This is a genomic window from Acinetobacter sp. SwsAc5 (genome assembly GCF_013391485.1).
Taxonomy (GTDB): Bacteria; Pseudomonadota; Gammaproteobacteria; order Pseudomonadales; family Moraxellaceae; genus Acinetobacter; species Acinetobacter towneri.
Genome location: NZ_JACAXD010000019.1, coordinates 27,698 through 49,553 on the forward strand (window position 1 = coordinate 27,698; position 21,856 = coordinate 49,553).

Here is a 21,856-nt window from a genome sequence, read left to right on the forward strand (position 1 = left end):
GGTTTTTCAAATTTAAGATTTTTGATGTATTACAAGCTGTAGTACATATCAAATTCAACTGGGTGAGTCGTCGTGTTCAAACGACGTACATCTTCAGTTTTCAACTCGATATAAGCATCAAGCATGTCTTTGGTGAATACACCACCTTTTAATAAATAGTCGTGATCTTCTTTCAAAGCATCAAGCGCCATTTCTAGGTTGTGTGCCACAGTTGGGATTTTTGCTTCTTCTTCAGGCGGAAGGTCATACAAGTTTTTATCTGCAGCTTCACCTGGGTGAATCTTGTTTTGAATACCGTCAAGACCCGCCATCAACAATGCCGCAAAACCTAAGTACGGGTTCATCATTGGATCAGGGAAACGTGCTTCAATACGTTTGCCTTTCGGGCTAGACACGTAAGGAATACGAATAGATGCAGAACGGTTACGCGCTGAGTAAGCCAACATAATTGGTGCTTCAAAGTGCGGTACTAAACGCTTATATGAGTTGGTCGATGGGTTAGTCAACGCGTTCAAAGAGCGGGCATGTTTGATAATACCGCCAATGAAGTACAACGCCATTTCTGACAAACCTGCGTATTCATCACCTGCAAATAAGTTTTTGCCATCTTTAGAGATAGACATGTGTACGTGCATACCTGAACCGTTATCGCCTACCATTGGTTTAGGCATAAAGGTTGCAGTTTTTGCATATTGATGCGCAACGTTCCAAACTGCATATTTGAACTGTTGCACTTCGTCAGCTTTACGCACCATGGTATTGAAGCTCACACCAATTTCTAACTGGCAAGATGCAACTTCGTGGTGATGTACTTCTACACGACCAGGCCCCATGATTTCTTCAATTTTTGCACACATATCTGCACGCATATCTTGAGAAGAATCTACTGGTGGTACTGGGAAATAACCGCCTTTCACACGTGGACGGTGACCTGAGTTACCAGCTTCGTAGTCTTTACCTGTAGACCATGCAGCTTCTTCAGCGATTAATGTGTGGCGCGCGCCAGACATATCGATGTCCCATTTTACTTCGTCAAATACGAAGAATTCTGGTTCTGGACCAAAGAAAGCAGTATCACCAATACCTGTCGATTTTAAGTATTCTTCAGCACGGCGAGCAATAGAGCGTGGATCGCGGTCATAGCCTTGACCTGTCGATGGTTCGATAACATCACACGTTACAACCACTGTTGGTTCTGCAAAGAACGGGTCAATGAAACCTGTGTTGGCATCTGGGCGTAAGATCATGTCTGATGCTTCGATTCCTTTCCAGCCTTCAATAGAAGAACCATCAAACATTTTACCGTCTTCAAAAGTATCTTCATCGATACTGTCTGCAGGATAAGTTACGTGCTGCTCTTTACCCTTAGTATCTGTAAAGCGGAAATCGACCCATTTTGCACCACTTTCTTGGATGAGTTGAAGGACCTTGTTCGCCATGCTCATTTTGCTCCGATGTTTTTTGTTGCACCCGAAAGTGCGTGTTAGTAGTTGGCAGTTATTAAGCAATTAGCGTACCAACTTTTAAAAGCAAAGCTAAAACCATGAATTCCGTATGAGAATACATCATTTAAAAAAATTACTTTGTCGCTATTATACTGTCAGAAATACGATTTGCACCATATTCAAACACTGTTCATTTGATTTGATTTAAAACTGCAAAACATAGCACCATTTTAGTGCATTTATGTTTTATTTCTGTTGAATTGTAGATCAAAAAATAGCTCAAACTGTATCTATGCAAGTATTTTGCTGTGCCGTACTTTCATTGAGCAATGCAAATTATTCAACAATATTAAACAACACTTTATTTTTTATTGAGCAAAAATAATAAGATCGTTTAAAAATCCTAAATCTGTATTCTTTTCGAGCAAGCTGATTGAAAATACCTTTACTACATATTTGTATTTTCTATCGATGTTTTGCAATCAAACTGCCTGACGTGAACCGCTAATAACATGCGCCATGATGCTACTTTTTAGCGCATTTTTTACGTTATCTATAAGTGTGAAGCTAAAATATGACTGCTGAATGACCCTGCTTGATCAAGTGATCATTTCTTTCAGATCAAACTTGAACAATGTGTAATAAGCTTTGAAAATCTATGAACTGGTGAATGCGCTGATAAGCTTTAACAGGGATTATCATATAAATAGTCCGCAGAAAATGCTTATTTTTTGCTATGATGATAAGCGCTTCCTTATTCCACCTTCTTTTCAACAAGAAAAATAAAGTCCTTTCTCATTATAGGCGCAGGAATAAAGCAAATTATCTTAGACTCTTTAGCACTTAAAGTGTTCAATTTTCAATAGGTTAGCTCATGCTTTTAATGATCGATAATTATGACTCTTTTACCTACAACATCGTCCAGTATTTTGGCGAGTTAAATCAGGAAGTAAAAGTCGTTCGTAATGATGCCGTGACTTTAGAAGATATTGAGCGATGGCAACCCAAGTATTTGGTGATTGGCCCAGGCCCTTGTTCTCCATCTGAAGCAGGGATTTCTATTCCTGCCATTCAGCATTTCGCAGGCAAAATTCCATTACTGGGCGTGTGTTTAGGACACCAAAGTATCGGACAAGCCTTTGGTGGAAACATTGTGCGCGCTAAAACCGTGATGCATGGTCGTTTATCGGATATGTACCACAGCAACACAGGTATTTTTAGCAATCTGCCTTCACCATTTTCTGCAACCCGTTACCACTCGTTGGTAATTGATCAAGCAACCTTGCCAGATTGTCTGGAAGTGACATGCTGGACCAAAGAAGCAGATGGTTCGATGGAAGAAATTATGGGCGTGAAGCACAAAACTTTGCCTGTTGAAGGCGTGCAATTTCACCCCGAATCGATCCTGAGCCAACACGGTCATCAAATCTTTAAAAACTTTTTGGAAATTTACGCATAATGAGCGAGTCAAATCACATGAATATTCAACAAGCACTCAACCATATTACAAAACAAATTCACCTGACTCAGCCTCAAATGGAAGATGTGATGCGCGCGATTATGTCGGGCGAAGCTACAGATGCTCAAATTGGTGCATTGATGATGGGCTTACGCTTAAAAGGCGAAAGCATTGATGAAATTACTGCTGCTGCACGTGTAATGCGTGAATTTGCCATCAAAATTGATGTCAGTGATATTCCTTACCTCGTGGATATTGTCGGCACAGGTGGCGATGGTCAAAACCTATTTAACGTATCTACCGCCTCTGCTTTTGTGATTGCAGCGGCAGGTGCAACCATTGCCAAACACGGTAACCGTGGTGTTTCAACCAAATCAGGTTCATCTGACTTACTTGAGCAAGCAGGCATTAATCTTGATTTAAACATGCAACAAACTGAGCGCTGTATTCGTGAAATGGGCGTGGGTTTCTTGTTTGCTCCGAATCATCACAAAGCCATGAAATATGCGGTTACCCCGCGTAAAGAGTTAGGTATTCGCAGTATTTTCAACTTGCTTGGGCCATTGACTAACCCTGCGGGTGTAAAGCGTTTTGTCATTGGGGTGTTTAGCAATGAATTATGCCGCCCGATTGCAGAAGTGATGAAACAGCTCGGTGCTGAGCATGTCATGGTGGTGCATTCTAAAGATGGTTTAGATGAAATTAGCCTTGCTTCGAGCACTTATGTTGCAGAACTCAAAGATGGTGAAATTACCGAATGGGAACTTACCCCTGAAAGCGTGGGAATTGAATCTCAAACTTTAACAGGACTGATTGTAGAAAACTCAGCTGAAAGCTTGAGTTTGATTAAAGATGCTTTGGGCAAAAACAAATCAGACAAAGGCGAAAAAGCGGCCAATATGATTGCACTCAATGCGGGTGCGGGTATCTATGTTTCTGGTCTAACCACAAGCTACAAACAAGGTGTGGCTTTGGCACATGACATTATTTATGGTGGACAAGCTTTGGAAAAAATGGGCGTGTTGTCTGAATTTACCAAAACGCTTAAACAGTATGAAGCTTAAGACAGGTTAGGAAGAATCATCATGGTTGATATTACAAATACAATTTTAGGTAAAATTGTAGAACGTAAGCAGGAAGAATTTGCCGAGCGTCTGAAGCAACGTAGTTATACAGACTTAGAAGAATTGGCACGTGCAGCAACACCTGTACGTGGCTTTGCACAAGCCTTGCACAGAAAACGCCCTGCTGTAATTGCCGAAATTAAAAAAGCATCTCCATCTAAAGGCATCATTCGTGAAAATTTCAATCCTGCCGAAATTGCACAGCAATATGAAGCCGCAGGAGCAGCCTGCTTATCCGTACTCACAGATATAGATTTCTTTCAGGGTGCAGATGAAAATATTCAAATTGCCCGTTCGCACTGCAGCCTACCCGCCCTGCGTAAAGACTTTTTAATTGACCCTTATGGCGTGATTGAAGCGCGTGCTTTGCATGCGGACTGTATTTTGCTCATTGTGTCTTGTTTGTCCGATCAGCAATTGCAAGAAATGTCTGAAACGGCGTTTGAACATCATTTAGATGTGTTGGTAGAAGTGCATGATGAAAGCGAACTCGAACGTGCACTAAAACTGTCTGAACGCTGCATTTTAGGGGTCAATAACCGCGATTTAAAAACCTTTCAGGTCGATTTAAATAACTCATTGCGTTTAAAAAATCTTTTACCTCCTTCTCGCCTTTTGGTTACAGAAAGTGGTATTGCGACTCCTGAAGATGTATGCATGATGCAGGAACACGATATTCACAGTTTCTTGGTAGGCGAAAGCTTTATGAAACAAGAACGTCCAGACCTTGCCTTTCAGGCACTGTTTGGTCAGCCTGAAAATCTTTAATTCATTCAAAGTACCATGAGTAAACATGATTCCTCGCTTTCTAAAGAACAGTACAAGCTACTGAAGTCTTTTAAAAAGCAAATCACTCAGCCACATTCTTCTCCTATTGCCAAATCGTCTGAACCCAAAGTTCAGACGCCTGAGCAACAGCAGGAAGATGATTTGGCGTTGTTTCATCAGCAAATGCAAGGTGTCCAAAAAATGGATGCTGGCAATATTGCTAAACTTGAAACACCTGCCAGAAGAAAACCTGATGCACAAACACTGGCCAAACGTGCTGCAGCGATGGGACCAATGGAAACAGATGAAACTTTGCTGTCCGATACACAAGCCATGCTGAATCCAGTTGGCAGTCAAGCTGCATTGAGTTATCGGATCGCAACCCTGCAACATAAAGTCTTTGAAGATTTAAAAGCAGGTAACTTACGCTGGTTTGAAGCTGTAGATTTACATGGCTGTACCGTAGAAGAAGCACGAGTTGCAGTGCTGCAAATCATTCAAATGGCCAAAGATGAAAACCAGAACGTGATTAAAATTGTACATGGTAAAGGCCCTGAAGCCATTTTAAAAACCTATGTGAACGGTTGGCTGCGTCAGCATCGAGATGTTTTGGCTTTTGTCAGTGCGCCTGAAAAACAAGGTGGTACTGGTGCGGTTTTAGTGTTGCTTAAACGCAGTGAAAAGAACCCAAAGTTTAAACAGTAATCGGATTCATCTTTTAAACAGGGCATTGCAATAGTTTTCTGTTACAATGCCGTCCTTGTTCAATATCAGTGTAAGTGAACACGTCTTATGTCTATGCAGCAATCCTACGCAAACATCCTAACCGCCGTTGGTGAAGATCTTAATCGTCCAGGTCTCAAAGATACGCCGATGCGTGCTGCTAAAGCTTTTTCGTATTTAACTTCGGGTTATAGCCAAACTTTAGCCGAAGTCACCAATAATGCAGTGTTTCCATCCGACAATCGTGAAATGGTATTGGTTAAAAATATTGAGTTCTACTCACTATGTGAACACCATTTATTGCCATTTTATGGTCGTGTGCATATTGCCTACTTACCAGAAGGCAATGTATTGGGCTTGTCTAAATTTGCCCGCATTACCGAAATGTTTGCTCGTCGTTTGCAAATTCAGGAAAACCTGACTCAGCAAATTGCTGAAGCTGTAGCTGAAGTGACCAAAGCTCGCGGAGTTGCTGTAGTCATTGATTCAGCCCACATGTGCATGATGATGCGCGGTGTAGGCAAACAGGAATCAACCACACGTACCGTGTCTTTTGTGGGAGATTTTAAAACCGATAAAGAAGCACGTCGTGAGTTTTTAAGTGCAGTGCCTGAAAGTTTTTAAATGACGTTTGCTCTAAATAGATCAAGCCTACATAAAAAAATCCCGAAATTGATTTCGGGATTTTTGCATTTTAGTGTCTAGCTATATGTTTAGCCCATATAAACATTATTACGCCCATTATTTTTGGCGACATACAAAGCTTTATCTACTGCATCTAGGAACCGTTGATAGTCTGGGTGACCATCATATTCATGTACCCCAATACTAACGGTGAAATTAAAGCTCGCCCCAGTAGAAGTATTGACCGTTCTGTCCGCAACCCGTTTACGAATATTTTCAGCGACTTTTAACGCTCGCTCTACATTGGTATCGACCTGTAAAAGTAAAAACTCTTCACCGCCAATACGGAATGCATAATCACTGCCCTTGGTATATTGCAAAATAGAATCTGCCAAAAATTGTAAGGCTTCATCGCCAGCTGCATGTCCATAACGGTCATTAATGTATTTAAAATGGTCAGCATCTATGGAAAGCACAGTCAGCGGTGTATTATTTTTACGCGCAAAGTTAATTTCACGCGCCACAATAGTACTTAAGTAACGTCTATTCAGTAACTGAGTTAAAGCATCATTCCCTGAGTTGATATATTCTGAAACCTGAAAAATTTGATCAATCAAATGTAAAATTTCACGGTTTTTAGCGCGGATCAACTGAATCATTTCAACTGCATGGGATTGGCTTTCAGAATTCTTAATTTGTTCAATTAATTCATCAACTTGATAGATGCGATCGGTAATTGTACCGACCTGCTCAGTATTGGAAAATGCATAAGCAGCTTTATGAATAAACCATAAACCAAATTCAGTTTTAGATAAAATCGGTTGCGTCATTTTGGTGTGATCGGACACCACCTGAAACATCAGTTCATTTTCCCAATCCAGCAAAGTTCCGCGTTGTCGATCTTTGTGCACGGCAACATCTTGCATGGCAGAAAATAAGCGATAGGTATGTTTCATATCATTATGTACTTCGACCTTCATTTCATAAGATCGGCACATAATTTCTGTGGCAAAGCATAAAATTTGGCTTAAATAATTAAACTGATTTAAGTTGCTATTGGCTTCTGTTGCAAAAAACTCAAAAGCCTTTTTTATAATAACGCGCACACCACGAATAATCAGCCAAGATGGAATTTGTACACGTGCATGCACATCGCCCACTTTAAATTGCTTTTCTACAATCTCGTTATAATTGTGTTGAAACGGAACTTCAAAACTGGAAATTAGCCACTGATATAAAGAGTTTTTTAAGCGATTCTTCACCATCTCTGCAGACAAAAATTCTGTCGCATGTTCTTCAAGCAACATTTGCTGATAGAACTCGATCACAAAATCTTCTGCATGTGCTTGAATAAACTGGAATGTCGCTTGCAAATCTTCTGGCTTAAATTGCTCGCAAATTGACTTCCATTGCTCTGCAAGCTCATGCGTACACTCTTGATACATCCACAACAACCCAGCCAAAAGAAACTGCTAAATTTTAACGGGTTTCACCAGCAACTCAACTTGTTTAGCTGGTTTTTTACAATTCAGTATAAATTCAACAGCTCTTTAAAAAAAATGCACATAGCCTAAACTGGTCTTGTTCCAGTCCTGTTTGTCCTGTTGTTGATATTCCCAACCCAATCGCAACACATGCTGCGGGTTGAGTACATATTGCAACTGGCTGTTCAGCTTAAATTGCCATTGGTGACGATCTTCCCAACACGGTAATTCAAGCTGAACCAAACTATTCATGCGTGCTGACCAGATATTTTGACAACCCAGTGTTGGGCCAATTCCAACACGCCAGCCTTTGTCTAAAGCCTTACCCGCTTGCACATGATTTTGAATTTGCACATAACACAAATGTTCACGCGCTTGATTAGCCACGCTATAACCAAACTGTGTTTTTAAACTTAAAACACCATGCTGTTCCGTTTCGCTAAAAGCACCGTGCGAATTCAGGGCTTCTTGCTGCCAACCCAAATTAAAGCCCCAACTAAGTGGTGTTTTAAATGCGGTCATTGGGTTATAAGAGTTCACCGAGAGTAAATCTAACTGATTCAGTTTTAAGCGGTCTTCACGATATTGCACAGAAGCTTCTAAAAAGTTGAGTTGCGTCCCTGTACGAAAACCACCTTGCGGATCAAGTAAGTCATGGTAAGCCTGTCGATGACTCAACTCTACAAAATGCTCGCCTTGCACCTCGCCAGTACGCACAGCAAAGTTACGTGCATGATGCCCCTGCACAGGATCAACCTGAGGGCGTGCGACATCCTGACGTTGTTTTTCTAAATTGATCTGACTTCTTAAACTTAAAATTTGTCTCAGTCGCGGTTGTGCAATTTTGGCTTCAATTTTGCGTCCAATCAGCTTCAGATACAAATCGTCATAGGCCATTTCCAGAATTTTAGCTTGATCGCTTTGGCTGTGATTTTGCAAAATTGCCGCCACATTTTCAGGTTCTGCTTCGGCCACTTGATGGGCAGTTTTTGCCAACGCTGTACCATGTTGTCTGGCTTGCGCCAATAACTGAGTTTCCAAAGCAGAACGATAGACTACATCGGCCACTAAATTTTCCTGCTCTACAGCTTTTAGTGTTTCAATTGGAATAGATGCGACTTTAAACTGCTGCTGTAAATTGAGTTCAGGGCGCACCAAATCCATTAAGCCCAATAAGCGATAGGCACAGTTGTCACTGATAAAATAATACGGAAATTGCACATGCTTCATTTCCCAAATATGCTGCACTAAAAATGTGGTTTCCTGCTCATTCAGTGCCAGTTCATATTCCCATAAGTCACGGCTTTCTAAATCGCCATATTCTTTTACTTTGCGGTAATACGGCATCAGTGAGTATTCACCTGGATACTGCCCTGTAAGCCCTTTCCACGCATAAGACCAACCTTCACTACCAGTCACGGTTGCCGCATAATTGACCGCATAGGAAATTAAGTTCAATTGTTTTTGATCTTTCGGGTCTAAGCGCAATAAAGTATGCCCAAACATAGAACTTGGATTGCCCATAAAGTCTGTGGCGTAAATTAGCACCGCTTTATAAGGTTTAATTTGTCCAATCCATTCATCCAATTCAGGACATTGCACCTGCGCCAAATCTTGTTGAGGAATTTGTAATTGTTCAACCAACCAGCGACTACGTGCAGGAAATTTACACTGCACCGATTGATTGGCAGGCGCTATTTCAAATAATGCCTGCACATTGCGAAGTAACTCTTGGTCTAAATTGCTTCCACCTTGTTCTGACACAAAATAGCCCGCATATTGCACTTCACTTTTGCCTTGCTGCGCATACATTAAGCGCTGCCAAGTCACCTGTTCTGCTAAGTGCAAATCTTTGGCTTTTTGCACATAATTGCTTGCAGATGTGGCTAAAGTTTCAGCCCTTTGTGCCACAGAACTTGGAGAAAGTTGTTGAGTCAGGCTGGTTGATATTTCAGAAGATAAAGCAAAAACCGTAGGAGATAAAAAAGCAGCAGTACACAAGACAAAAAATTTCATGGACATCTTATATGTTTTTTATAGGCAAATTTGAATTTCAACATTGTATTTGGGTATAAAAAAGCCCTGCAATTACACAGGGCTTTCATTCAAACTTAAACGTATGCTTTTAATACGTCATCATTTGCCATTACGTTTTGTAAAGAAGCCAGAACTTCTAAAGACGTTTGGTTTTCTGCAGAGTAGATAGAAGCAAAGTTTTGCTTAGAAACTGTAAAGAAGTGTGCTTTATCTTCAGCTTTAATGCTTAGCAATTCAGCCAATACATTTAAGCTTTCACCTTCACCAACTGCCATATCACGTGCCAATGATTCAGCATTTTCATTGGTAAAAGTCACGACTTGTGCAGTTACTGTACCTGTACCGCTACAACCTAAAGTACCAAATGTAATACCAAATAATTGGTTAGCAAAAATACCGTTGGTGGTTGCTGCTAAAATTTTAGCCACTTTACCAGACTGACCTGCCCAAACTTGTGAACCGATACCACAACCTGCATCACGGTCTGCAAATGCTGCTGTAGAACCTACTGCCAACACTGCAGCCAATGCTAATTTTTTCATCATAGTCGTACTCCAGAAATTTATTATCCGAAAAGTTATGCTTCGAATCATTATTATTGCTTTGTGTAACTTTTATTACACCGCTTTAAGATAGCGAGATGCGACTAAGAACGCAAAACATTTATACCAAAGTCATGCATTATTTTTGTAGCGTAAGATCATCTCTGAATTGAGTCTGTTTTCGGAGCCTCATCTTTAAGTGTCCATCGTCCTTGAGCATCACGAATACCAAGTATTTGCATGACTAAAACCAGACTCAATAGCAGCAACAAGTACCAAGACCCCAACTTGCCCCAACCCACCATGTGCCACGTATCGACCTGACTTGGATATAGCCAAATTTGATAAAAGGTACTGATATTCTCTGCCACCCAAATAATAAATGCCAATAGCAACAATATAGGTAACATTGGCAGCTGCAATTGATGCTGTTGCAATTGAAAACGGATTTTGGTTTTCCAGAAAATCAGCACACTCCACGCAAATAAGCCGTAGCGAATATCTGGAATAAAAAATTTGCTCATGAAATTAATATAAGACAAAACCGCTAAAGCCAGCATATTCGGGAAAGTTGGCAAATTCAGTAACGATACCCGATACAAACGCAAGGAACGTGCAAAAAAACTACCAACTGCTGAATACATAAAGCCTGCAAACAGCGGCACAGTCATAATTTTAAACACAGCAGGTTGCGGATATTGCCATGAAGCAATCTGTGGATGGGTCAGAAAAATTTCCATGATCATTGCCAAAATATGAAATAAAGCAATCACCTTGGCTTCAGCCCAAGATTCTAGTTTTAAATATAAAAGACAAACCTGAATGATTAAGGCATAAAACAGCAAATAGTCATAACGAAAAAAGCCAAAATATTCCTGACTGGCCATAGGTGCTGTAAATGCAAATGCAATCAGCAATAAAATTCCAAATAAGGCAGCCGAAGCTGCCTTAGTCGAAAATTCAAATCCTGACTTCAGCCATGTTCGCCACATCATGATTTGACGACCCGACTGAAGCTCACGTTACCCATTTCCATCTACAACTAACTGATCTATATGATTGCTTTTATTATAGATATTTAGCGCTGTATTCATGTACGGTATCGATAAACACTTTAGGACGTTCAGGGTCAACCCATTGGGTAATACCATGACCCAAGTTGGCCACATAACCAGTTTTTTCACCATTGGCGTAAGCATCATCTAGCATTGCACGAGTAGCTTTGGCAATCGCTTCAGGTGAACCATATAAAGTGGCAGGGTCTAAGTTTCCTTGTAAAGCCGCACGGCCATTCACAGTTTGACGTGCCACATTCAATGGTGTTGTCCAGTCCAAACCAAAGGCATCTGCACCTGTTGCAATCATTGGCTCAAGCCATTGACCACCACCTTTGGTGAATAAAATAACAGGAATTTTACGACCATCTTTTTCACGCTGCAGACCTGACACAATTTTCTGCATATAGTTCAGTGAAAATTCAATATATTCACGATGTGCTAATGCACCGCCCCAGCTGTCAAAAATTTGAACTGCCTGCGCGCCTGCATCAATTTGTGCATTTAAATATTCAGTCACTGCATCCGCCAAACGACCTAACAGCGCATGCAATACTTCAGGCTGTGCATACATCATGTTTTTGGTATAGCGGAAATCTTTACTTGAACCGCCTTCTACCATATAGGTTGCTAATGTCCACGGACTGCCTGAAAAGCCAATTAAAGGTACTTGTCCGCCTAAAGCAGAACGAATGGTCGATACTGCATTCATGACATAGTCTAAATCTGACTTGGCATTGAATTTAGGTAAATTGGCAACATCTTGCTCAGTACGTACGGTTTTATGAAACTTTGGCCCTTCGCCTGCCTCAAAATACAGTCCTAAACCTAAAGCATCTGGAACGGTTAAAATATCGGAAAATAAAATCGCAGCGTCTAATTCATAACGGCGCAAAGGCTGTAAAGTCACTTCACAGGCAAATTCAGTATTTTTGCATAGAGAAAGAAAATCTCCTGCCTGCGCACGTGTAGCACGATATTCTGGTAAATAACGTCCTGCCTGACGCATCATCCATACGGGCGTGCAATCTACTGGCTCACGTAATAAGGCACGAAGAAAACGATCATTTTTTAAGGTCGTCATTTACTTTCCCAACTCATTTTCAATCTTGCAGCCATCATATCAAAAAGGTTGAAGTTTTAATAACTTCATTTCTTGCTCGTCTTTTCAGCCTATTCTAAGTGTTCAAATTCAGCTTACGTTTATGTGAAATACATCACACAAACAAAAGTCACTGTAAAATTGGGGTTATCTTGCATATTTACACAAAACAACTACTGCATCTCCTTAGTTTTTCTGCAATACTTGGCTAGTTTTTATCTATGTAAATGAATAATTCTCAAGGTTGAATTACATGTTGGTTCGCACAATACTCGCAATGAGTTTAAGTTGCATTTTTGCAGGGACTACTTTTGCTGCATCTACTGCTAAACAACCGTTAAATCCACAAGTGATTAGCAATACCGCTATTGAAGATCCGATTGATCCTTTAGCGACAGAAGCATCGGCTGCACAAAATAATCTAAATGCAACAGACACTGCTATTACGCAACAAGAACAAAATGATTTAAATAAGGCTTCAAAAACCTTAGATGATCTACACAAAACTGAAGATACCACTGCCGATGTAGGCACTGCACCAACAAAAAGCTCTGCAAGCCAAACTGCTACATCCAACACAGCAGCACCAAAAGCTTCATGGACTTTAGATGGTTTAAATAATGCCACTTGGTATGAAAATATTGGTAAAGGTCAGTTCCCTGTGTATGCACGTGCACACGTGATGCTGAACAATTCACATGCTTCTCCAGGTACAATTGATGGCACTAGTGGTAAGAACACCCTAAAAGCAATTGCATCATTCCAGCAAATGAATGGCATTAGCCCAACGGGTATTTTAACCAAAGAAACTTGGGATGCGTTGGTTGCACGTCAAGGTTCACGTCCTGCATTTGTAGAATACACGGTTACTGAAGCGGACTTAAAAGGTCCTTATGCGAAATCTATTCCGCATGACTATGCAGAACAAGCCAAAATGAAAGGCTTGTACTACACCCGCGTAAGTGAAATGTTAGGTGAAAAATTCCACATGGATGAAAATTTCTTAAAGAAATTAAATCCGAATGCAACATTTAATAAAGTGGGTGAAAAGTTATTGGTGACCAACGTTCGCAATGACTTACCTGAAGACATTCACCTGATTGTGGCGCACAAAGGTGCAAAACAACTGTATTTGTTCAACAAACAAAACCAAATGGTCGGCTCATTCCCAGCAACCATTGGCAGTGCAGATACTCCATCGCCAACAGGTACTTATAAAGTGACAGGTGTTGCACCAAACCCATGGTACAGCTATTCACCAAGTAACTTTATTCAGGGCAAAAACTTAAAACCGCTGTCTTTACCACCAGGCCCTAACGGCCCTGTGGGGAATATCTGGATTGGTTTAAGTAAAAAATCATTCGGTATTCACGGCACACCAAACCCATCGACCATTTCAAAAACGGCGTCGCATGGTTGTATCCGTTTAACCAACTGGGATGCAAACGATTTAGGTCGTAAAGTACGTTCTGGCGTGACTGTAAAATTCCTTGAATAATCAGTGATCGCTTTAAACCGCAAAAGACCCACGTTTTTACGTGGGTTTTTTAATGCCGCGATAAAACTCTAAAATGTCTAGGTTCTGCAAAAAATCTACACATGTTGCAATTTTAGAACGGCATGTTGCAGTTCGCCTCTAGGTCGGCTGCGGTGAAAAGATTAAGATTAGTTCAAGTTAAAAAAATGATAGGAGCATTATCATGAATGCTTATTTACACCGTAGTGAAGATCGTGGTCATGTAAAAATGGGGTGGTTAGACACCAAACATAGTTTCTCTTTTGGTAATTGGTATAACCCGAAATATATGGGTGTTAGTGCCTTACGTGTCATTAACGATGACCGTATTGCCGCACATAATGGTTTTGGTACTCACCCACACGACAACATGGAAATTTTGACTTGTGTATTAAGTGGTACGATTTCCCACCGCGACAGCATGGGCAATGAACGCCATATTACTGCAGGTGAATGGCAGTTAATGAGCGCAGGTACAGGCGTTGAGCATAGCGAAATTAACAATGGTGATGAAGAAGTGCACATGTTGCAAATTTGGATTCAACCTAATGTACGCAATGCAGAACCGACTTACCAACAAATTCAGCGTGACCCAAATGCCGAACCGAACCAATGGCACCTGATTGTAGGCCCGAATGAAAATGCACCAATGCATATACGCCAACAAGCAGAAGTGAAAACTGCAGTATTGCAAGCAGGAAAACAGCTAGATGTTGCAGCAACACAAGCTGTTAACTATGTGCATGTGATTCGTGGTGAAATCACCATTGGCGAGCAAACAGTTAAAGCGGGCGATGCTTTGTTATTTGCTGATAATGCTGTGATTGAAGCAAAAGAAGACAGCCAGTTCATTTGGTTTGATTTACCAAAACAGTAAGTCCTGACTGTCACCTTATTATGATTGAGCATCTTTAATTTTTTGAGTTACCCTCTTGCCCTCTTCTACAGAGGGCTTTTTTATGGCTGAAATTGCATGATTCATTTTTTAAACACAGTTTTTGTCACGTTAATGACTTTACGCTGTTGTCTGCAAATACGCAGCAATTTGCTCTGCCACATTCCGTGCGGTTCGGGAAACACCAATTAAAGTTGCCGAGGCTGCGCCTGTCCAATCGCCATAACCAACCAACCATAAATTTTGCTGTTGTAACGCTCGATTTTCTAACACATCGACTGTGCCTTGTGCATTAACCACATTCAAACTTTGTAAATGCGACAATGCTGCCTTAAAACCTGTGCACCAAATAATGGCATCAATTTCCTGTTCGCGCCCATCTGCCCAAACTGCAGTATGTTCGGTTAAATAATCAAATGGCGGCAGGCCATGTAAGACATCACGTTGCCGTGCTTCTTTGACACTTGGAATCATCACAATATCGCCCACCCCCCCCATTGGTTGTTCAATACTGCGACCTTCCTGCTGGGCTTTTAAGCGCTCCGTGGCACGTAAAAATAAAACTCGACCATCTACATCATCGGCTAAAAAACTTGGCGGCTGCTGTGTAACCCAAAAGGTTTCGGCCACTTTAGACACTTCTGCCAAAATTTGTGCGCCTGAGTTACCCCCGCCGACAATCATGACTCTTTTGCCCTGAAAAGCATTGGCATTGCGGTAATGAGCCGAATGAATTTGTGTGCCTAAAAAGCGTTCGCGTCCTGTATAAGCAGGAATAAAAGGCTGACTCCACGTTCCAGTAGCACTCACAGCGGCTTTGGCTCGCCAGCTTTGCTGTGCCGAACACACAATTAAATCATTGCCTTCCTTCAGGACTTTTTCGACCTGCACAGGACGCAGCACAGGAAATTGATAGCGTGTTTCATACGCTGTTAAATAGTCAATCACTTCTAATCGTTTTGGATATTCCTGTTCGGTTTTTGGCATTAACCAGCCGGACAAAGAACTCCATGTATTTGGAGAAAATAACTGCAAAGAATCCCACGCATGTTGCCACGCACCGCCCGCTTGCGTTTGATTATCCAAAATCAGAAAATTGATTTTTTGCCGTTTTAAAAAGTAAGCCGTGGCTAATGCAGCTTGTCCACCACCAATAATAATCACATCGGTATCAATTGTTTGACTCAAAATGACTCTCCTGCATACAAGACGCACATGCTATGTTTGATTCTAACCCTGTGTGAACAGTTTACTCTATGATCTTTGCTCTAGCTTTTAGATCATTTTTGGGCAGAGTACACACATAAAGCACAGCATTGATTTAACACTCAGTCCACAGAACAAGCTTTTTAGAAAAGAATGTCCAAAAAAGCAAAGCCAAGTCCTAGAACTTGGCTTTGTACTGCAAGGCTGCAAGAGCAAATGCTAGATAAAGTTAGACCTTAAAACGCCCACACCATTTTCAAGGTGGTGGAATGTCCTTCAGGACGATGCTCCACTTCGGTTTCTTTCAGGAACTTCGCCTCTAATGACCAGTTATCCTTCTTATATTGAATTGCAGGGCCAAATGCCAACGCCTGTCCTTTATTGCCAATACTGGCACCGTTCACTTCATCATCTGTGGTTTGTTTAAATACATAACCTTCGAGTGCCAATTTGACTTGATCATTCAATTGATAACCGATTGCATAATCTCCAGCGAAATAATCCCCCGACTGATAATTTGTGTCGTCATTTTCACTGTTGAAGCTATAAGACATTTTGGTGGAAAACTCCCAACCTTGCGGCTGCAAATAAGAATACGCAAAGATAGGACGAATGGTGTTGTAGTTCTTACCTAAGTTGGCAACTACAGGACGTTGTGGATTGGCATCTTCATAATCGCCTGTTGCGAGCACACCTTCTAAAGCAGCTATACTGTGATGATTGCCTTTATGCCAACCCAACATGCTGCCAATAATCAAATCGCCCAAACCACTGTTAGAGTCTGACATGCCCATCACATTTAAACGCAAATCGACCAAAGGCTGTGCAGCATATAAACCCAACTGACCGCCTGCAATGTGTTGGGGGGTCATCCATACCAAACGTGGAATATAGACATTCACATCGGCATGGAAATTGTCTGGGCCGTCTTTAAACTCACTGGCATGATAGTTCTGATAGTAGTTGAGTAAGTATACCCCAGCTGGTGGTAAAGCCCCTGCTGCAATGCCTTCTGCGCCTAATCCAAATGTATCTAAACCGTTTTCTGTTGCATTGACGTGTGTCGCCATGACACACAAAAGCATGAGTGCCCAAATTTTGTTATTCATAGAACATCCTATTCAATAGAAATTTTGATGAAGTCTGCCTGCTGCGCCTGAATCATTCATGCGCGAACAGCCGACTTTTAAGGGCAGCATCAACAAAGAACTTGCTGATGCTGTATTGGCGAACGTGTTAAAACTTTGTGTTTTAAGGTGTGGGATTAAGCACTTGCACGACGACGTTCAACTTCAGTCGATGGCGCATTTGCAGTGTCTTTGACTAATTCAAAGTTAAAGGTGATGTGCTTAAATGGTTTGTCTAAACCACGGCGCTGAATTTCTGCAGCATCGGTCACATCTACCGCTGTTGCAACCAGACCTTCACGGGTCGCAAATGCGAAGTCATCCCACAGGTATTGATCACCTTCAATGTTAAATTGCGTAGTGAGTTTGCGGTAACCTGGTGCAGAAATGAAGTAATGCACGTGAGATGGACGGTTGCCATGACGACCTAGTTTGTTTAATAAAGCTTGAGTCGTGCCGTCTGGTGGGCAGCCATAACCGACTGGCATGGTCGTTTGCGCCACATATTTACCATTGGCATCACTGAAAATAGTACGGCGTAAGTTAAAGTCAGACTGAGATTTATCAAAGAATGAATAGTTACCTAAACCGTTGGCATGCCAAACTTCGACTTTGGCATTTTCAATGATATTGCCATTGGTGTCAGTGATTGTACCTTCAATAATTAACGTATCTAGATGGTCTGATTCTGAACCATCATCCATACGCGCAAAACCGACTGATTCAGGCGCACCTGCAACATAAAGTGGCCCTTCAATGGTACGTGGTGTACCGCCTGTTACGCCTGCTTTGGCATCGGCTTCATCGGCACGTAAATCTAGATAATGTTCTAAACCCAAACCTGCTGCAAGTAAACCAAGTTCATTGGCTTTGCCTGCATCGGTAATATATTCCAGACCTTTCCACACTTCTGAAGGCTGAATGTCTAAATCTTCAATGGCTTGAAATAAATCTGCCACTAAACGCACCACTATTTGCTGCACACGCTGATCGACAGGGCGTGTAGCGGTGTCTACGTTCATTTCCTTCACTAAAGTATCAATTTGTTGACGGTCCATGTAACTCTCCTTGGCTATTTTGGCTTTGCTGGTTGTCGCATTGCTATTTTGGCTTTTGACACTGCCTTACTGTGTTGATGATGGTGTCAGTGCTGAGCTAAATGCCTCAACACTGACCGACTTCCTTGGAAACTTTTTATCTATTGCAATTCGATAGGCTCAGTACAATATTGCAGCACCTATCCACTTTTAAATATGTTTAAACAATGCTGAACGTGACTGACCACTTGCACCATCGGCAGCACTCAAGAAGCGTTCAGTGTGAATATCACGTTCAAACAAACGGCTTTGCATTAAGGTCGAAATTGCTGCATCAATCATGACTGGTGGGCCGCATAAATAGGCTTTGTGTCCACCGCAACGCTGCTCAAAATAATCGGCAACCGCTTCATGCACATAGCCTGTAAATCCTGTCCAATGGTCTTCTGCTTTAGGTGCATTTAATGCAGGAATGTAGCGGAAGTTTGGATAGTCTTTGACTAACTGCTCAAACAGTTCTCGGTTATATAATTCCGCAACATCACGCGCACCTTGGAATAGGTAAATGGTGCGGGTATCACCCGACTCTAGTAAGTCTAAAATCATAGATTGCGGGCTAGATAAACCTGAACCACCTGCAATAAAAATCGCATCCTGATCATCCGATTTACGTACAAAGAATTGTCCGTATGGCCCTGAAATTTCCAGTGCGTCGCCTGCCGCAAGCTGCTCATGCACATAGGTCGTAGCACTGCCGCCCACAACATGACGAATATGCAATTCAATAATGCCTAGTTCGCTTGGTGCATTGGCAATTGAGAAGGCACGAGTGCCTTCAATACCCGGGAATTGCACGTTAATGTATTGCCCTGCCTGAAACTCCATCGGGCGGTCTAACTGCAAGCGCACACCTTTAATGGTTGGAGATAAGTCCTTTACCTCAAGGACTTTGGCCTGATAATCCTGAACCAAATATCCCAAGAAATCTGGGTCTTCATCAACATCGGCTTCAATGGTCATGTCTGATTCAGGCTTACAGCAGCACGCCAACACTTTGTGTTCTTCACGTTCCAAATCCATCAGCGCGAAAGGTGACGCTTCGCCGACATCATAATAACCATCGGTGACTTGGACTTTACAAGTGCCGCAAGTGCCATGCCCACAAGCAAATGGCAACCACACGCCTTGACGTAACGCGGCATCTAAAATGGTTTGATCTTCTTCAACCTCAATGGTTGTGCCAATTGGCTCAATTGTGACTTGATAGCTCATCTGCGACCTCCTGTCTTGTACTTACTGACTGTGCTTTGCTGTCTTTATTTTGTTGTGATCTTACTGTTTTAAACGTGTGCGCCCTTGTACCCATTCAGTCCTGGGGTCACAAAACGCAGTAGTGATTTTTGATCGAAGCCAATTTCTGCCAAGGTCTGTTCAGAGCGTGGCTGAATTACCTGTTTGTTTAAAGTAAATTGCACTTCATCCCATTTAATGTTTTCAAAGTCAGGATGTTGATGGAAACCCGCCTGCATTTGCTGATCCAAAAATTCCTGAAAGGTTTGCTGCGGCGAAACCAACATGGCGTGTGCAGAACAATATAAAGTGTGATGATCCCAACCCACATACACCAAAATGTTGTCGCCATAGTGTTTTTGTAGGTCGCGTGGTTCAAAGTCGTAATCTGGGCGAATAGCGCGTACTGACATGGTCATTCTCCGTATTGGGGTGGTTTGAGCCGCAAATGACTCAAACCGAAATCCTTTTAAATTTGAATCTTGAAATAACTTAAATTTTAGATATTTACTTTAGATAGTGAATGAGCGTTAAGCCGCATCACCTTTCCATTTTTTCCAGCGTTGCTGGTCTGGTGAACCTTCAATATCCAAGTTATCTGCACCGACATTGAAGCGATAATATTCGCGCAGCATGTTTTCCAAATCTAAGCCACCACAGTTGCCTTGTAGAATTTGGTTCACTGGCAACCATGCCTGCACATATTTTTCAGGTTCACGTTCAAAAATATCGTGACAACCATCTGAACAGGTGTGGTAACGCTCGCCTTTATAAACAGACTCACGATACGTAAACATGGTCGGATCGCCATCCATTTCGGTGAAAGTCATTGGCACTTGGCAAATTTGGCACAATTGCGGTAAGCCTGCGCTGTAGAAACGCTTGCCTTCTGCTTCCATCTTGCGTGCTAACTCCCACTTTGGACGGTAGTATTTGTCAAAGGTGTCTGGATATTTTTCAGATAACCAATCCATTTCCTGATCGGTTGGAATCCAAGTATGGAAACCTGCTGCATGACCGAAGTTATAGAAAATCCACCACGCTTGATGCGACACGTGTTCTTTTTCTTTGGTAATTACTTCTGAATATTTCGGCATACGAATACCGTAACGGCTCAAGTCTTTAAATAACGCACCGCCCGCTTCTTCAAAGTAGGTTTCCCACGCTTCTTTCCACGACATCACTTTGTTTGGCAGCATGTAGTCCATCATCATGCCAACTATAGATAACAGACGAGTCCCACGCCAGAACCACTTATCAATCCATTCCTGTACGATTGGCACGTTATCTTCGTGTTGTTCTAACAAGAATTTCACGATTTCTAGACCTAAAGTCATGTGACGTGCTTCATCGGACTGTGCACTAAAACCAAAGGTGACCGTTGCCATATCGCCATTGTGTGCTGCACCTGACATGAACGGTACGAACAACAAGTTGGTCAATACATATTCAAAGGCAAAGCTAATGGCTAACAAGAACTCAAACGGCCCTGCTGAACGCGCATCTTCAAAGAAAGATTTTGGTACAGACAAGTACCAAACGCGGTCATGCATGTGCGACCAATCCTGAAAACCATCAAAGAATTTGTTGTAATGGCTCATGGCATGAATTTGCGTCTGCACGTGACGTAATTCATCAATCGACTGCATTTGTGATGCGATACGTGCACCTACACCACTGAACTGACGCCCTACATGTGCATAACCTTGGAATGCCTGATATTCAAGCGGAGTTACCGCAGTTAAAAACAGTTTGATGGCATTCAAATAACGCTCATTGGTCACGTTCATTTGACCGTTGTTTTGCGCAAAAGCATCAAAAATGGCGTAAAGTTTTTTCTCTTTTTCTGCCTGATACTTCCAGTAAGCATCCATGGTTAAACGGAATGGATCTTCCCATTTAGACCAGTCTGTAATTTTAATGCCTTCAAATTCTTCGTATGGAAAGGCTTCTTTGCGGTCTGCATAAGAAAAGTCCCAATCCAAGTCACGAGTAAGTGCGCGATAACGGTCTTTGGCATTCAGTTTTTTTGCTGGGGTTTTAACTTGTGAATTCATGCTCATCATCCTTAAATTTTTTAGCGGCAATCTATGCAGCAATATGTTCTGGCGGCACTGTACTCAAATTGGCTCAGTGCACATCCTTATTCCTAGTTCCAGTGCAAACGGAAACTGTCATCATCTTCTTCGACGTTGCCGCCCAACGTAATCATGTTGAGTTGTAAAGACTGAATATCCCAATCTTGTCCAAGTTTTTCAGATACCGTTTCTGCTTTAACAATCAGACCTGTTTCGCTTTCTACCCGAATCATGGCTGGCAGATATTGAATCGTGGCATCTGGGTTGTCTTCTTCAATCGCTTCAATGATGTAGCGCGACGTGTCATTGTCCTGTAATGCGAGATAAACCTTAGACATGCTGCT

General features: G+C 41.8%; 20 protein-coding genes. 7 read left to right on the plus strand and 13 right to left on the minus strand.

What is annotated here, in order from left to right; genetic code table 11:
• Positions 1-29 precede the first annotated feature (29 nt).
• Positions 30-1,445, minus strand: a complete 1,416-nt coding sequence (gene glnA / locus HYG89_RS11230) for a type I glutamate--ammonia ligase (protein WP_171287402.1) — start codon at positions 1,443-1,445, stop codon at positions 30-32.
• 874 nt (positions 1,446-2,319) lie between these two features.
• On the opposite strand from glnA, the gene HYG89_RS11235 reads away from it, so the two are divergent.
• From HYG89_RS11235 to folE, 5 genes are all read left to right on the plus strand, one after another.
• On the plus strand, positions 2,320-2,904 hold the full coding sequence (locus tag HYG89_RS11235) for an aminodeoxychorismate/anthranilate synthase component II (protein WP_004971915.1): 585 nt from the start codon (positions 2,320-2,322) through the stop codon (positions 2,902-2,904).
• A 17-nt stretch (positions 2,905-2,921) separates the two neighbouring features.
• Positions 2,922-3,968 (plus strand): anthranilate phosphoribosyltransferase, encoded by a 1,047-nt coding sequence (gene trpD, locus HYG89_RS11240; RefSeq protein WP_167846447.1) that lies wholly within the window; start codon positions 2,922-2,924, stop codon positions 3,966-3,968.
• A gap of 21 nt (positions 3,969-3,989) precedes the next feature.
• A complete protein-coding gene (gene trpC, locus HYG89_RS11245; protein ID WP_178867521.1) occupies positions 3,990-4,796 on the plus strand; it encodes an indole-3-glycerol phosphate synthase TrpC in 807 nt (268 codons plus the stop codon).
• A 15-nt stretch (positions 4,797-4,811) separates the two neighbouring features.
• On the plus strand, positions 4,812-5,501 hold the full coding sequence (locus HYG89_RS11250; RefSeq protein ID WP_168417735.1) for a Smr/MutS family protein: 690 nt from the start codon (positions 4,812-4,814) through the stop codon (positions 5,499-5,501).
• A gap of 93 nt (positions 5,502-5,594) precedes the next feature.
• Positions 5,595-6,143, plus strand: coding sequence for a GTP cyclohydrolase I FolE (gene folE / locus HYG89_RS11255; protein ID WP_171062567.1), 549 nt, complete (start codon positions 5,595-5,597; stop codon positions 6,141-6,143).
• Between the two features lie 89 nt (positions 6,144-6,232).
• On the opposite strand, the gene HYG89_RS11260 is transcribed toward folE, so the two are convergent.
• From HYG89_RS11260 to hemE, 5 genes are all read right to left on the minus strand, one after another.
• The gene (locus tag HYG89_RS11260) at positions 6,233-7,588 is read right to left on the minus strand and encodes a diguanylate cyclase (protein ID WP_178867523.1); all 1,356 of its coding nucleotides are present in this window, start codon (positions 7,586-7,588) and stop codon (positions 6,233-6,235) included.
• Positions 7,589-7,693: 105 nt separating this feature from the next.
• Entirely contained in the window at positions 7,694-9,643 is a 1,950-nt protein-coding gene (locus HYG89_RS11265) for a DUF4105 domain-containing protein (RefSeq protein ID WP_178867525.1), read from the minus strand.
• A 95-nt stretch (positions 9,644-9,738) separates the two neighbouring features.
• Positions 9,739-10,209 (minus strand): DUF3015 family protein, encoded by a 471-nt coding sequence (locus HYG89_RS11270; RefSeq protein ID WP_168417733.1) that lies wholly within the window; start codon positions 10,207-10,209, stop codon positions 9,739-9,741.
• A gap of 155 nt (positions 10,210-10,364) precedes the next feature.
• Positions 10,365-11,198: a DUF817 family protein gene (locus HYG89_RS11275; protein WP_178867551.1), complete on the minus strand. Its 834-nt coding sequence runs from the start codon at positions 11,196-11,198 to the stop codon at positions 10,365-10,367.
• A 76-nt stretch (positions 11,199-11,274) separates the two neighbouring features.
• The gene (gene hemE / locus HYG89_RS11280) at positions 11,275-12,345 is read right to left on the minus strand and encodes a uroporphyrinogen decarboxylase (protein WP_178867527.1); all 1,071 of its coding nucleotides are present in this window, start codon (positions 12,343-12,345) and stop codon (positions 11,275-11,277) included.
• Between the two features lie 271 nt (positions 12,346-12,616).
• On the opposite strand from hemE, the gene HYG89_RS11285 reads away from it, so the two are divergent.
• Complete coding sequence (locus HYG89_RS11285) at positions 12,617-13,861, plus strand: L,D-transpeptidase (RefSeq protein ID WP_178867529.1); 1,245 nt, start codon at positions 12,617-12,619, stop codon at positions 13,859-13,861.
• A gap of 202 nt (positions 13,862-14,063) precedes the next feature.
• Entirely contained in the window at positions 14,064-14,756 is a 693-nt protein-coding gene (locus HYG89_RS11290; RefSeq protein ID WP_178867531.1) for a pirin family protein, read from the plus strand.
• Positions 14,757-14,894: 138 nt separating this feature from the next.
• On the opposite strand, the gene HYG89_RS11295 is transcribed toward HYG89_RS11290, so the two are convergent.
• The 7 genes from HYG89_RS11295 to HYG89_RS11325 all read right to left on the minus strand — a co-directional run bounded on the left by HYG89_RS11295 (position 14,895) and on the right by HYG89_RS11325 (position 21,850).
• A complete protein-coding gene (locus HYG89_RS11295; RefSeq protein WP_372595709.1) occupies positions 14,895-15,965 on the minus strand; it encodes an ArsO family NAD(P)H-dependent flavin-containing monooxygenase in 1,071 nt (356 codons plus the stop codon).
• Between the two features lie 251 nt (positions 15,966-16,216).
• A complete protein-coding gene (locus tag HYG89_RS11300; RefSeq protein WP_178867535.1) occupies positions 16,217-17,089 on the minus strand; it encodes a transporter in 873 nt (290 codons plus the stop codon).
• A 155-nt stretch (positions 17,090-17,244) separates the two neighbouring features.
• On the minus strand, positions 17,245-18,165 hold the full coding sequence (catA, locus tag HYG89_RS11305; RefSeq protein WP_178867537.1) for a catechol 1,2-dioxygenase: 921 nt from the start codon (positions 18,163-18,165) through the stop codon (positions 17,245-17,247).
• 189 nt (positions 18,166-18,354) lie between these two features.
• Positions 18,355-19,416, minus strand: a complete 1,062-nt coding sequence (locus HYG89_RS11310; RefSeq protein WP_004971960.1) for an NADH:ubiquinone reductase (Na(+)-transporting) subunit F — start codon at positions 19,414-19,416, stop codon at positions 18,355-18,357.
• Positions 19,417-19,484: 68 nt separating this feature from the next.
• The gene (locus HYG89_RS11315) at positions 19,485-19,847 is read right to left on the minus strand and encodes a phenol hydroxylase subunit P4 (RefSeq protein ID WP_178867539.1); all 363 of its coding nucleotides are present in this window, start codon (positions 19,845-19,847) and stop codon (positions 19,485-19,487) included.
• Positions 19,848-19,964: 117 nt separating this feature from the next.
• Positions 19,965-21,491 carry an aromatic/alkene/methane monooxygenase hydroxylase/oxygenase subunit alpha gene (locus HYG89_RS11320; RefSeq protein WP_004971966.1) on the minus strand — a complete coding sequence of 509 codons (1,527 nt, stop codon included), beginning with the start codon at positions 21,489-21,491 and terminating at the stop codon, positions 19,965-19,967.
• A gap of 92 nt (positions 21,492-21,583) precedes the next feature.
• Positions 21,584-21,850, minus strand: a complete 267-nt coding sequence (locus HYG89_RS11325) for an MmoB/DmpM family protein (protein WP_004971969.1) — start codon at positions 21,848-21,850, stop codon at positions 21,584-21,586.
• Positions 21,851-21,856: the final 6 nt, after the last annotated feature.